This window comes from Anabaena sp. CCY 0017, from assembly GCF_963920885.1.
Taxonomy (GTDB): domain Bacteria; phylum Cyanobacteriota; class Cyanobacteriia; order Cyanobacteriales; family Nostocaceae; genus Nodularia.
The window spans coordinates 36,661-50,888 of the sequence record NZ_CAWUDG010000005.1 but is presented as its reverse complement, the minus strand read 5'-3'; the positions used below and the strand labels follow the sequence as shown (position 1 = coordinate 50,888).

The window sequence follows — 14,228 nt, the reverse complement described above, 5'->3', positions numbered from 1 at the left end:
AATACTGCTCGGTTAAGCAAATTCGTGAGCGTGAGCCGAAAACCTTTGTAGAAACGTTACATGGAACGTCTATACACTCCTTAACCGAAAAGTATTGGGTGGGGGCGGGTTTAAGCAGTTAGTCTGTGGTTCGTCGAAATCCTTAGTAAACCCGCCCGGACACCGAGTGCTGAGTATAGAAAGCAAAAGAGGGAGTTTGGCTCCCTCAATCAATAAAATAATTATTTAGTTCAATGTAGAGCAGGAATTACAGACGTTCCTTTGGTAAGAGGGCGATAGGATCGATTGCTCCCTTACCTGCTGGGTGGATTTCAAAGTGAGTGTGTGGCCCTGTGCTGAAACCAGTGCTACCCATTTCAGCAATTTGTTGCCCTTGGGTCACTTGTTGACCTGCTCGCACCAAAGTCCGGCTATTGTGAGCATAGCGAGTCATAGTGCCATCGGAATGGCGAATCTCCACCAAGATGCCAAAACCACCTCTGTTCCAGCCAGACTTTGCAACTACACCGTCAGCAGCTGCATAAATTGGCGTGCCAGTGGCGTTAGCAATGTCAATACCCCTGTGCATTCTTCCCCAGCGTCTACCATAACCAGAGGTAAGTACACCTTTTGCTGGCCACATATAGGTTGTTGAAGCGGTTGAAGGGGGAGGTGTAGTTGCATCAATTGGTCTGGGCAAGTATTGTTCCACTGCTGCCAAAGGCGGTAACTGTGGCCTTAATTGTGGAGTAACACTGCTTCCTCGCAAGTTTCCTAGAGTATCAGAGATATCAGCCCCTCTGGGAGATGCTGCTATTGTCTTGTTAGAGCCATTGAGACTAGAGGAAAACTCTGGATTGATTGGCTCGTTGGCACGACGAGTACGGGTTTGGGAATTAGCCGATTGACCATAGCCAGGTAAACTCAAGCTGGGAACATGAATGGGAATAGAGGCAGTTTTTTGTCCCGAAGCAGCTTGAGAAGCTGTGGCATTATTCGGTTTAACAACAGGAATTGCTATGGGAGCTTTTTCTCGTTCAGTAGTGGCTGGGCTTGTGACATTCCCAGACTGTTGCTGGCGATATTGCTCGCGTAATCTCTGAATTTCCTCTTCTGGGCTGCTTGTTTGAGCAACGGTAGTCGGTACAGCAGCTGGCTCTGGTTGAATAACAACTGGCCTGATTGCGTTCCCAGACTGTTGCTGGCGGTATTGCTCGCGTAATCTTTGGATTTCCGCTTCTGGGCTATTGCTATTTGTTTGAGCGAAAAGAGCCGGAACAGAAGTTTGCTCTCGTTCAATCACAACTTGACTGGTGGCATTTCCAGACTGTTGGCTGCGGTATTTTTCCTGTAATCTCTGGATTTCCGTTTGTAGGCTGCTGGTTTGAGCAACTTGAATCGGCACGGCAGCTTTCTCAGGTTCAGTAGCGGCTGTTGTGATGGCATTCCCAGATTGCTGGTTGCTGTGTTTCTCCCGTAATCTTTGGATATCCCCACGTAAGACACGCAAACCTTGATTATCTTTTGTGCCTGCTGCTTGCCCAGCCGATTTTTGAGCCTGCTGCATTTCGGCAAAGATTGTTGGTACTGGTGTATCACCACCTAGTCCTTGAGCATTAAGACTAGTAGGTTCTTTCTCTGTGGGTACAACAGTATTGGCTTGTATCGGCTGATTGGCCTGTGATATGACAACAGGTCGATTGGGCTGGATACTAGCATTATTTACAGGGTAGTTGGTTAGCTGAGGCGTAGTACTGGGATACACGCTATTGGAATTAACTACCACTGGGATTTGAATAGCTCTAGAGAGGTTAACCTGATTAACAGGAATAACCAATCTTTGGCTAATTTTGAGTTGATCCGGGTTGTTAAGACTATTAGCCCTAACTAGTTCGGCAACTGAAATATTGTATCTACTTGCGATCGCTGCTAGTGTGTCTCCAGGTTTAACTTCATAGCCTGTATTACCAGATAAAGCCACAACTTGCCGTGTAGCTGGTACGGGTATTGTTACGGCTTGCTGGTTCGACTCACTGGCTGGTGTTGTTTCTTTTAACCTCGATACTAAACTTTCTGTGTTGTCACTGTTGAAAGTTGATGGCTTTTCTACTGCCGCTTGATTGGCGCTGATTTCTAACGCTTTTTCAGGGGTTTTCGGCTGTGTTAAAGCTATGTCATTTTTTGATAAAGTTTGGGTCTCCTCAGACCGCGACTCCGCCAGACTGTTTCTTAAACGATTCGATTTTGCTTGTAAGCGATTGAGAGCAAATTCTTGCTGCGCCTTTAGTTGAGCATTAACCTCACCACTGGCATCTGTGTTTTCTGCTGCCTGTGGTTGTGGCTCACTTGTGAGGTATGCAGTTTGTTCGTCAGTTTCGTTAGTAACGCTATCAGCATTGGACAGTTCTTGTACTGTCTCATTTGCCTCGATTCCTGTTGACAATCCCTGTGATAATGGGGGTTGTAAATTGAAGGAACTTTTGTTAGCTGCTATTTGGTTAGATTCTGATGTCAGAACAGGAACTTGCACAGACATTCCACTAGCCGCAACTTGCCATTTAGCTTCAAGCCCCGGTAACTGCGAAATTGCTGTTGGTTCCACGATGACAGGATTTTCTGGCACGCTTGCTGGTAAGACTGTTTGTGTCTTCAGCGTTGTGGGAGCAAATTTCACTGTAGTGTCAGAAGCAGCCGGAATTGTTGAGGCGGCCTTTTGGCTACCAACAGGAGCTGCTGCTTGGGCTTGATCGCTTTGTCGAGTCACCAAAAGGCTGGTTGCTCCCATTGAGATAGCCAAGCCAATCATGGCGGCTTTTGTCCGCACCCGGCGGTTAACCTTGGGATTTACTACAATGTTTAGGTGTTCTAGGTGTTCCACTAGGGCATCATCACTGCTGGGGGTATTTTTCAGCACAGCCTTTTCTCTTTTTTTCAATGCTCGTTTCAAAGACGACCTCCTATGATCACTAGCGCTTAACTGATCTCGATTTTTCAGTCGGATACTAGTCAATGATTTAGATCACATCGAATGATAGATCAAGATCACTTTCACCAGAGATACTTACGCAAGATTAACTTGCTTCTCTGATTTAGACAAGTTCACACATGGAACGCAAAAGTTAAAAATTGCTGTGCTTACTTGTCCACTTCACTCCTACACACCATAGAACTTTTGCTTTTGACTGTTGTCTTTACCTGTGGTGCAACGCTTACTAGGACTGAAGAATAATTATTATATATTCACCAAGCCGATTGTGGCTGTTAACCATCTGGTAACTCTGACTTCAGGAAAAGTTTTGCCCTCTGTTGTAGATATCTTCAAGGTTTTTCTACTCGATCCGCCTTCTCAACACGAGACTTTACGTTGATTCATCCCTAAAAATCAACCGTACAAACTTCTAACTACTTTTGTCCTCCTGGAAATTACTTATTAAACAAAAATAGCTCAAATATATGACGATTAAAGGTTTGAAGATTTTTATTCTCCTCGTTACGCTGACTTGAGTTCATCAAAATTTATCATGCAAATTCGGTATAGGCTCAAATTTAATATACAAATTTCTTATATCAGTCTTCTGGTTGTGGTGAGTATTTATAACTAAAAATAAGTAAATGAAACTTTTTGTATAAGATATAACTATAGTTTTCGATTACCCAGAGTGTATTTTTTCGGAAATAAATTACACTCTAGGATTGACATTGCAGAAAATCAAGTATATTTACGTAAAAAAGCTATGATGACAGTAAATAACCCAATTGACGACGGGCTTCAAACAAACTGACGGCGACACTTACTGAAAGATTCAAGCTGCGAACATGAGGTTCTGCCATCGGGATATAAAGTGTAGCATCACAATCTGAGAGAATTGTGGATGGTAAGCCTGTAGTTTCACTACCAAAAAGCAACCAATCATTGGCTTGAAATTGAAAGTCGGCGTAATTAAAATTCCCTCTAACAGTGAAACCTAAGCATCTTCCACCACGTTCTTGATGTGTGGCTTGAAAAGCTTCTAGGGATTCGTGATGATGCAGCTTAACATAAGGCCAGTAATCTAAACCGGCTCTTTTGAGGTAGCGATCGCTGATTTCAAATCCCAACGGTGCTACTAAATGTAATTCTGTACCCGTAGCGGCACAAGTACGCGCAATATTGCCTGTATTTGGGGGTATTTGCGGATAAACTAAAACGACCTGGGGCATTGTCCGTAAAATTACTTTATTCGTGTAAATCTATACTAAATTGTGTATCGTGTCTATCTAATGATAGAGTTCATTGATAGGTTTTACTAATAAATATCAAATAACACCTAAAGATTAATTTTTTTAAACAAAAGATAAATTCTCCTAAAACTTGCTCCGTGAGAGTGCTGAGAGGGGAGAGGGCTGAGTGCTAAGTATGCTTCTTTCCTGGCTTCTGGTTCAAAGCTTTGAAGTATCAGCATAGTCCTCACCAATATGACTGCGGCTAGATTGTAAAATTTTATGAAGGAAATGAAACACCAAGAATTTTTGGGAGAGAAAAGATTTTTTGGGTTTCTCTCACAAAATCTATCTTAAGGATGAAGACAGGAATTTTAAACCACCACAGGAGAACACAATTTGTTTTCTAGTTCAACTTCCCGTTCTTCAGTCGCCACTATCGCCTGAGTGATCACACGCTGGGAATCAAAACCGACTGAATGGAGTTGTAACCACTGTTGGGCTTCATTACCTTCGCGAATAATTTTCTGCAAAGGCGAAAGGAAACAGCTAAAACCATGTTGTTTAGCGATCGCCCAAACATCTTCATATAGTTCAGAAATCCAATCTCTAGCCAGGATAGTTCTACCATCTTGCCAATGGGTCAATTGAGCATCAAGACTAGCAGTAGCTGCGGCTGTTTCATTCTGGGCGGTGATAGCAAGTAGTTCTTCAGGAGAGAAAGTGCTTTGAGTTAAAGGATCGAGGTCAGGGTTTTCGATTAACTGCAACAAACGGGCTTCTAGAAAGGCTGAAATTGCCAGTAAAGCAATAGGATCGGAAACCAAGTCACAAATGCGTAATTCCAGGCGATTCAGGTCATGAGGACGGCGATCGCCATTTGGTCTGACTGAAGTCCATAAATGGCGGACATTTTGCATAGTTCCCGCCGCTATTTGTGCTTCTACCCATTGAATATGATGGGCGTGGCTAGTAAATAAAGGTACATGGGCGGGAGTTTGGGGAAACACAGCCCAACGGCTGGAATGATAATTGGTAGCTTTGCCATCCAGGAAAGGAGATGAAGCACTCAAAGCCAGAAATAAAGGGGCTTCTAAACGAATCAACCGACAAGCCCGCATTAATACTTCTGGGTCACTGATACCGATATTAATATGAACGCTGGCAGTAACTACCTGCGTCCCGTAGGTATGTTCAATATAGTCATGATAAGGGTTATCGGGGTTAGAGCGAAAAAAGCGATCGCTGCCACCCAAAGACAAAGTACTACCAGGAATCAGAGTGTAATTCCCCAAACCCTGGAGGTAGCTGCGTAACTGTCGCCGGGGACGTAACAAAGCACACAATAAGTTTTCGTATTTATGCAATGGATCTGTGATGTATTCCACATTGCGGCTATCCGGTTCCCGCACAAACCCATCCAAAGAAGCCACAATTTTGTCAGAGAGACCGACTATTTCACCTTGAGGCGTACCAGTATACATCTCAATCTCGAAGCCTTTTAATAGGACCACTTTGTTCTCCTCGCCTCTCCTAATCTAAAAATTGTATCGAATTAGACGAATTTCTGCATCTACATTTAAATTAACTTAAAATTCATAATTATTTAAGAATTAACGAACCACAGAGGCACAGAGAACACAGAGCTTAATTCTTCCTTTGCGCCTTTGCGCCTTTGCGTGAAACTAATCCATATTTCCCCTCCTCTTCCTTGGCGGTTTACTTTGTGGTAAAATAAACTTATCGCGCGAATCATGCTCTTGAGCAATCTTAAGACGGATAAAATGCGCCCAAACTTGATCATTAAGTAAGCTTAAAGCAAATTCAGGTTGAACAGATGCGATCGCCTGAATAACTTTTCGCCATCCTTGTTGTAACTCATCAATAAAAGCTTCTTCCCCAGAAAGCCGACTCAGCAGAGAAAGAGCATCTGTGAAATTTATGGAATCATCTATAATTTTGTGTGACATTAAATCGTGAAATACGATATTCAACCACACTGGGAGAAGTTCTAACCAATTACTTTCTTCTATTTTCTGAAGTGCGCCATTTTGCATATTCAACGCCCCCCAAACGCACAAAGCTTCAGCAGCTAATTGGAAATCGCGTTTTTCCAAAGCAATATTCCATTGGGTTTCGGCATGATTTTGGCAACCATGAGCCAGAAATTGATATGCTTCGGCTACTTGTTGGGGAATAGTAACCTGATAAACAGACTCACCATTTGGTAAATATTCACCACCACAGTTTACCCCATCAAACAATCCATAAAAATGAATTTCTTGGTCAATAATAACTTCTTTAACATGGGATTTTCCTAACTCAAAAAATTGTATTGAGGGTAAACCGTGAGGCGTTTTGATAGCACGAAGTTTTTTTTCTACTTCGGTATTTTCTGGTGAAATTCCGTATCCAATTAAAATCCATACATCACTATTAGCTAACTTTTGCAACAGCGTCAAAAATTCTTTATTGAAAATAGCCTGACTCAACCAAGGACAGTAGATGATAACTTGACGTTTTGCAGATTTTAAAGCCTCTTCAAAATCGGGAATAATTTCAGTATCGCGTAACTTTAAAGCTCCTTGGCTAAGTTTTTCCAGCCTAGATTCTATTTCAGGATTTTTATATTTCAGAGTAGCTTCACGCTCCAAATCAATGTATTCATGGGACAATTTGCATAAAGCTTGCCAAGGGATTTTACCCTTACCTTGCAGCACTTCCATGCGTTTGGATGCAGAGGCTAAAATTTGCTTCCCATTTCTGATTTGGATACTTAATTTATCTTCCCCAGCATCACCAATTACAAACAAAGAGATATTTTTCCAAATTATTTGCGCTGGGGCGATAACCTTACAGCTAGTGACAATTTTCCCGATTTCGGGGACATGAAAATCTAAACCTGACAACTGAATACATTTCTGTATCTTCTCAATTGATAAAGCAGATATATCATTAATCTTGCGAGCAATCTTGATAAATTCGGCTAAATCAGGTAGATTTAAAGGAGCATCATTTAATGGTTCAGCATGAAATGTCAGCTTTCCATCTAAAGCATCGGAAACAGCATATATTTGGATAGGATAGGGAAGTTGTGGTACAGAACCTTGGGCGTAAAAATCACGTCCTTCATCTGTAACTGTAATTGGCGATGTTGCGGATAAAGTTTGTAACGCTTGCAAATTTGCAGTTGTACTGCGAACAAATATAGAATCAAGTCCTAATATAGATGCTAATTCATCTTCTGTGGGTGGAGGTGTAAATTCAATTCCAGCCCGGATAATAAATTCTTCGAGAACGTTAAATTCGCGCGGTTCCTTAATAGATAACTCTACAGGAGTTTGATGCAAACTATAACGAAATTCCCTAGCGGCTAAAACTGATAAGTCAGGATTTTGGGCGGTAATTTCCTCTACTAAATTTCTGAGTTTGTCGTCAATAGGTTTAGCCGCAACAGCGAGAAACATCAACGAAACCTCCTTGACTATCTACAGTATGAGAAATCTCTAAATACATACCTCCAACTTTTCCCCCTTGGCGGGTAAATAAATCGTGACAACCCACAATTACGAGTAATTCTTGGGCGCGAGAAAACGCCACATTCACCCGTTCTGGTTTCTTGGCAAAACCGACATCACCTTGATGATTATTCCGCACCATACTTACTATTACCACAGCGCGTTCCATTCCCTGAAATCTATCAACAGTACCCGTGCGAATTTCCAAGGAAGGAAAAAGTTCCGGTTGTAAACGTTCATCGATTCTTTTCAATTGTGCGCCATAGAATGTAATTACTGCAATCTCTTTTTTTGGTTCACCTTTAGCAATTTTAGCAGCCCAAGTATGCTCGAATTGCTGACAGAGGTTTTCAATGACATCAATTTCACGAGGATTAAAATAAGAAGTATTTTCCCGTTCTTCTTGAAATTCCACTTCTCTGGGAATTTTTACCCAAACAAGGTGATGATTTTTCTGGATAATTTCCCCTGTTAAATTATGGGCGCGTTGGGTGTCAGGTTCCAAAAGTCCACATTCTAGTTTACCTTGATAGAACTGATTAATCGCCCCCATAATAAAGGGGTGCATTCTATATTGTGTATTCAGCATTTGTTTGACGCTTTTATCCGCAGCTTCAAACTGAATTTTAAATAATGATTCTTCTAAAAATTGCAGTTCTGATTTTGTACTTCCCAGTGATTGCGCCACTTCTTCAATTGTGCTAGTATCAAGCATCGGTGGTAATTGTCGATGGTCGCCGACTAAGACTAATTTTTTGCCTTTTAAAGCGGGGATGAGTAACTCTGGTGGAGTACACTTACTAACTTCATCGATGATGACGACATCAAAAGCTTTGAATTCTTGGGAAAAGTTGTAATTTGCAGCTTGTACACAAGTGATACCAACGACGTTAGCATTATCTAAATAAATACGTCTTAAATCGTTGCGATCGCGCTCTGAGGGATTTTTAACTTTTGCAATCCAATCTTTGGTAAAATCTTGGTATCGGCTGAGATAAGTTTCCTCTTCCGTGAGTTGATTTCGCCAAGCATCAAACTGGTTTTTTACCCTGAGTAAAAATTCCAGGTTAAATAAATCTGGATGGATATCTGCTGGCTGAAATTTATCAGGTATGGTTTCCCAGAAATTTTCCCACCAATTTCTTGATAAAATTAAATCTTCAGTTGGCTGTATCTGTGGTTGGTTATCTAATTTCTTGATTTGGGCTTGGATTTTATGCAGTTGTTTTTGAGCCAGCGTATTTTCTTGTTTTATAATTGTGATTTGCTCATTTAACGAATTTTTGATATTCTCTAAGACTGGGAAAGGTGCAATTGAGGAAATTAAAGCTTCCAAATTGCTGAGATGAGATACCCCAGCCTTGACCTGAGTTGCAAATTCTGAAGAATGTGCCCAAATTTTTGATTGGGTTGTCAGATATTCTGTAACTAAAGCCCGTAATTTATCCGGGACATTTTGTTGCTGGTTGAGTAGTTGCAAAATCTCGATAATCTGTGCTAGCTTGATATTTGCTACTTCAATTTGAGAAGACGTAGCAGATATTTGTGCTTGAGTAGTTCTTTGTCTTTCCAGTTCAATTAATTGCTGCTGGAAAGACTCAAGCTGCTTGTCAGTTTCAGTCTTAACTCGTCTGATACATTCACGCGCATTTGTGAGGATGTTTGAAAGTAAGTCTTCACTCACTTGTTTGAGAGTAGCGTCGAGATTATTTAACTCCCAAGCTTTACCATATACTGTTTGCATTCTCAGCAAAAACAACTGAGTATTTTCCACCAGTAATTGGCGCTGATTTGGGTTGAGGAGTTGATAATTTTTGAACTCTTCATAGATTTTACGCCATTGAGTGCGATCGCTCGCTGATAGCACGATAGGAATTTGACTAAAATTTTGCTCTAAAAAGTAACTGAAATGATATTGTTTACCGATTCTATCAACAAATCCGCCTTCTGTCTCATACATCAAAGCCTTGTCTAAAGCTTTCCAGTCTGGTAAATGTATTTGATATTTTTTGGGGACTATAGTTAATTTCAATTGATTAGCAAACATCAACAAACCCAATGGCAATTGTAGCAAATCTTCAGTTAATGCTTGTCCCGATAGCTCGCATTCTTTAACTATTTGATATAATACCACAGGTGCAGTAGACTTCCATTCCTTAATAGCTGCAATTACATAATCAATTTCCCGTTGACGATTTTGCCAACCTTGAATTGTTTGTTGTAAAATTTGCCGTTTGGCGATAAATTCCTGTTCATCGATTTCTGGTGAATTCAGATTTTGAGAATTTTGGGGAATAGCCGAAACCGCTTCTACAACTTCCGACATGACTAAAATAGCATCTTGGGCGTAACCGAAGGCTAGTTTAAAATCAGCAATTTTATCAGCTACACCTTCACGCAACCAAACAGCCAACCCAAAAGCACCATAAGTAGGACGAACTAAACCCAGTTCATCAGTATAATGGATAGCTTCCCGAACATGGGTTAAAAATTCTTGGACGACAATATTATTTTCTGTATATGGTTGAAGATAGGGTAGACAATTTGTGACTTCTGGCGCTTCCCAATTAATATGCGGTGCATTTTCCAAGAGATAATCTAAACCTAACTGAATTGATTCTACCTGATTTTTCCGAGTTAAACCTTCGTGATAAATTTCTGCTTGAATTTTACAGTCTGCGGCTAAAGTTTCCTTATCCTGATTTAATTGATTTTGTTGCTGATTTAGCTCTGCTTCTAAGTTAAAATAATCTGTAAATTCTGGTAATGCTGCCCATAATTCACCCAAACCTTTCACATTTTCCAGACGTTTAGCCAAACTACTTTTACAGTCAGTCGCCGTATTTTCCAACCATGTCTCAATAACTTGGTCTTCTAAAAATGGCTGTCCTTCTTCCCCGACTCTCTCAGCGCGTCCTTTGCGAACAGCCCGAATAACTGGGTTGTGAACTAACCGACTCAAAGCATTATCCACAGCTAAATTAGCTTGAGAAGCGATGAGAGTCCGCCCACCCCGCAAAGCTATTTGATAACAAATCTCCGCAATTACAGTAGTTTTACCAGTTCCCGGCGGTCCTTGAATCAGAATTAAATCCTCAGACGCTAACACCTTTTCCACTGCGGCTTTTTGTCCAGCATTAGCAGAAGATAATAACAAATCATCCGCTTTCAGTTCCACAGTTTTCTTCATCCGTCTAGCTTGGGAAGCGTCGAATAAAAAGTTACCCAAATAAGGATTTTGAGTATTTCCGTGCTTTAATTGTTCTAAAGCTTCCTTCTTCCGGCGAACTTGTTGAATATCACCAGCAGCATCAAAAAATAAAAATCCCTTCACAGGAGGCTGATAACGTTGTGTAGCGATATATTCAGCTAATTCGCGTTCTACCTTCACTTTAATTAAACAATTTTTCGGATCAACTTTTTCAATAGAACCGAACTTAGGAATTTTATAAGTGAGTTTTCCTGTAGGAACAGTATCCGAAAGCTTCACTTCTTGATTCTTTGAACGTTTTACCCGTTCCCAGAAACTAGAGACATTTAAATAATTTTGTTCAGAACCATCGAGAGTAGCCGAATTAACATCTACCTCAAAAATAATTTGTCTGGGATTATTGCCATAATCATTACCCACAAAAGCCACACAAAACTGACGCGCCTTAGCGATATTTTCCTCAACTTGCAAAAAAGCCTTCCAAGCTTGCAATTGTTCCTCCGTCGGGATATGATCACCACAGACTGGCATCTTTTCCACCCGTGCCAATGCAGCCTTCGGAATACCTAAACGATGCTGATCATGAGGTAAGAGACGCAAAGAAAAAGGAACAGAATAACCATCAGCGTGTCCGCGTGAAACTTGTAATAAACGAGTAGATAAAACCTTTAACCCACCACGCCCATCATCTTGAATAGCAGCAATTAACCCTAAAGTCTTACCTTGCGTTTCCAGCTTGACAGGTAAAGGAAAATCATCTCTATCCGTAGCAATTGTTAACTGCCAAATTTCCTCATTTTGATGTTTACCCGCACCTTGACGACGCACATAAAACAGACAAACATGATCACCCAATAAATCTATTATCTCATCCTTAGCCACTGCTCCAACACATTTATAGCTCCAGTCTTGGAAATTACGATTGTTAGAAAAAGTGGGCATAAATACTCTTAAAATTACTGATATAGGGTGAGATAATCAACTTCCAAAAAATAAATTATCTAAGTAAACGTTAGCGTAGCTTGCGCGAAGCGCATACCGCAGAGACACAGAGGACACAGAGTTATGAGAGTTTGAAAGGTTTTTTGCGTTAAGTGATTTCGTATTTTTTATTTGGAAGTTCCTAATCAACTTTATGTATTGAGGTAAAGAAGCACAGCATAAAACCGCGCCGAAATCTCTTCTTCCCTCTTCCTTTGCGCCTTTGCGCCTTTGCGTGAAACTAAATCCATATTTTACCCAACTCATAACCTATACTGATGATAAACCTGACTAGCCGCCCGATGCAGCAAAGAGTGTCGCCAAACCAGAGACTTCATATCATCAGCGTACCCCCCACCAATCACACAAGCCACAGGATAACCAGCAGCCACACAGGTACTTAAAACCTGCATTTCCCGGCGAAAAATCCCCGTATCACTCAAAGCCAACTTTCCCAAGCGATCGCCTATGTGAGGATCTACCCCGGCATCGTATAATACTAAATCAGGCTGGACATCCGCTAACAAATCTGGTAAATAGTTCGCCAAAGTTTGCAAATAAGCATCATCTTCCATACCCACCATCAGAGGAACATCCAAATCACTAACTTGTTTAGTACCCGGAAAATTCACCTCACAGTGCATAGAAAAAGTAAACACACTTTCATCCCCTTGAAAAATGAAAGCCGTACCATCCCCTTGATGCACATCCAAATCCACAATCAGAACCTTCTGTACAAGCCCCAATTTTTGTAAAACTCGACAAGCGATCGCTAAATCATTGAAAATACAAAAACCAGAACCATAACTAGGAAAAGCATGATGAGTACCACCCGCCGTATTACAAGCTAACCCGTGACTTAGAGCCATCTGAGCCGTCAGTATTGTACCACCAACCGCTACACAGGTACGATTTACCAGTTCTGGACTCCAAGGTAAACCAATTCGACGCTGTACTTTAGGTTCTAAAGTTCCCTCACAGTAAGCTTGAATATACTCTGAAGTATGCACCAACTCCATTAACTCCGGGGGTGGGCGCTGCGGTGTATGAAATTGTTCTATTTGCGCCACACCCTCAGCTAAAAGCAATTCATAGAGTTGTCCGAACTTGGACATCGGGAAACGATGCCCCGGCGGCAGTGGTGCAATATAATCTGGATGGTAAATAATTGGTAATTCCATAATATTTATTGTCAACCATAGTCGGAAACAAAATATACTTAATTTATCAATGATGGCATCACTCAGACCAATGCCTTAAATCTTGCAGTTAAAATCTCAAATTTAAAGTTAATGATACAGCAATGGATTGTACCAATAGCATTTATTCTAATTGGCTTGCTATCTGGGGTAATTGGTGAAAAAGTTATCTTCAGAAAACTGAAAAAATTTGTTGTTGAAAAAGATATACCAGGTGGTGAAATAATCTTTCAATCCTTACACCACATGACCTTTCTGTGGTTTTTGCTAGCAGGTTTTTCCGGTGCAATTGTTTATTCTTCTCTAGATATCAATGATGACCTTAAAACTCTCCTGCAAAAAATAATTACCATTATATTTCTCTACACAGTCACGTTAGTCTTGGCTAGATTGACTGCTGGTTTTGTAAATTTATTCATCCAGAGAACAGAAGGAGTACCCGCATCATTAATTTCTAACCTAGCGAAGATTGGTGTTTTAATTTTAGGAACCCTCATCCTCTTGCAAACTGTAGGTGTGGAAGTTACACCCATCGTCACAACTTTAGGAGTTGGTGGTTTAGCCGTTGGTTTAGCGCTTCAAGATACACTGACAAATCTATTTTCTGGATTTTATTTAATTATTTCTCAGCAAGTCAGAACAGGCGATTATGTCAAATTAGATGATGGATCTGAAGGCTACGTTACAGATATCACTTGGCGAAATACAACTATTAAAGAACTTAAAAACAATATAATCATTGTACCTAATTCTCGGCTAGCATCGGCGATTTTTACTAACTATCACCTCCCAGCCAAAGCCATTACTTTAACAATGGATGTGGGTGTCGGTTACGATAGTGATTTAGAACAAGTTGAAAGAGTGACTGTAGAAGTCGCCAAAGATGTCATGCAAGAAATTGCCCCAGAATTGATGGAATTTGAACCTAATATTAGATTCCATACTTTTAATGATTCTAGTATAGATTTTAAATTATATATGCGGGTAAATGAATATTTTGACCAGCGCATGGCGAGACATTTATTTATTAAGAAGTTACATAAACGCTATCAACAAGAAGGTATCCAAATTCCCTTTCCTATCAGAGATGTTTATGTGCAGAATAATGGAGCCGAAAGTTCCAAGCTTGATTTAAATTAA

8 protein-coding genes are annotated in these 14,228 nt (G+C 40.7%); 2 read left to right on the top strand and 6 right to left on the bottom strand.

Annotated features, from left to right (window positions below):
- Window positions 1–247: 247 nt before the first annotated feature.
- Window positions 248–2,926: a peptidoglycan DD-metalloendopeptidase family protein gene (locus ACM0OW_RS08125; protein WP_414549530.1), complete on the bottom strand. Its 2,679-nt coding sequence runs from the start codon at window positions 2,924–2,926 to the stop codon at window positions 248–250.
- A gap of 238 nt (window positions 2,927–3,164) precedes the next feature.
- On the opposite strand from ACM0OW_RS08125, the gene ACM0OW_RS08120 reads away from it, so the two are divergent.
- The gene (locus ACM0OW_RS08120) at window positions 3,165–3,347 is read left to right on the top strand and encodes a hypothetical protein (RefSeq protein WP_414549529.1); all 183 of its coding nucleotides are present in this window, start codon (window positions 3,165–3,167) and stop codon (window positions 3,345–3,347) included.
- A 364-nt stretch (window positions 3,348–3,711) separates the two neighbouring features.
- Here ACM0OW_RS08120 and ACM0OW_RS08115 read toward each other — a convergent pair whose 3' ends face one another.
- The 5 genes from ACM0OW_RS08115 to ACM0OW_RS08095 all read right to left on the bottom strand — a co-directional run bounded on the left by ACM0OW_RS08115 (window position 3,712) and on the right by ACM0OW_RS08095 (window position 13,070).
- Window positions 3,712–4,179, bottom strand: a complete 468-nt coding sequence (locus tag ACM0OW_RS08115; protein ID WP_414549528.1) for a tRNA (cytidine(34)-2'-O)-methyltransferase — start codon at window positions 4,177–4,179, stop codon at window positions 3,712–3,714.
- 374 nt (window positions 4,180–4,553) lie between these two features.
- A complete protein-coding gene (gshA, locus tag ACM0OW_RS08110) occupies window positions 4,554–5,693 on the bottom strand; it encodes a glutamate--cysteine ligase (protein ID WP_414549527.1) in 1,140 nt (379 codons plus the stop codon).
- 171 nt (window positions 5,694–5,864) lie between these two features.
- A complete protein-coding gene (locus ACM0OW_RS08105; protein ID WP_414549526.1) occupies window positions 5,865–7,646 on the bottom strand; it encodes a hypothetical protein in 1,782 nt (593 codons plus the stop codon).
- Window positions 7,624–11,850 carry a DEAD/DEAH box helicase gene (locus ACM0OW_RS08100; protein ID WP_414549525.1) on the bottom strand — a complete coding sequence of 1,409 codons (4,227 nt, stop codon included), beginning with the start codon at window positions 11,848–11,850 and terminating at the stop codon, window positions 7,624–7,626. Before ACM0OW_RS08100 ends, ACM0OW_RS08105 begins: the two co-directional genes overlap by 23 nt.
- Before the next feature lie 302 nt (window positions 11,851–12,152).
- A complete protein-coding gene (locus ACM0OW_RS08095) occupies window positions 12,153–13,070 on the bottom strand; it encodes a histone deacetylase (RefSeq protein WP_414549524.1) in 918 nt (305 codons plus the stop codon).
- A gap of 114 nt (window positions 13,071–13,184) precedes the next feature.
- Here ACM0OW_RS08095 and ACM0OW_RS08090 point away from each other — a divergent pair, with 114 nt between their 5' ends.
- A complete protein-coding gene (locus ACM0OW_RS08090; RefSeq protein WP_414549755.1) occupies window positions 13,185–14,228 on the top strand; it encodes a mechanosensitive ion channel family protein in 1,044 nt (347 codons plus the stop codon).

What these genes read in the sequence shown, in the direction of transcription:
- ACM0OW_RS08115 (WP_414549528.1), bottom strand. Translation starts at nt 4,179, where the DNA reads ATGCCCCAGGTCGTTTTAGTTTATCCGCAAATACCCCCAAATACAGGC.
- ACM0OW_RS08105 (WP_414549526.1), bottom strand. Translation starts at nt 7,646, where the DNA reads ATGTTTCTCGCTGTTGCGGCTAAACCTATTGACGACAAACTCAGAAAT.
- ACM0OW_RS08100 (WP_414549525.1), bottom strand. Translation starts at nt 11,850, where the DNA reads ATGCCCACTTTTTCTAACAATCGTAATTTCCAAGACTGGAGCTATAAA.
- ACM0OW_RS08095 (WP_414549524.1), bottom strand. Translation starts at nt 13,070, where the DNA reads ATGGAATTACCAATTATTTACCATCCAGATTATATTGCACCACTGCCG.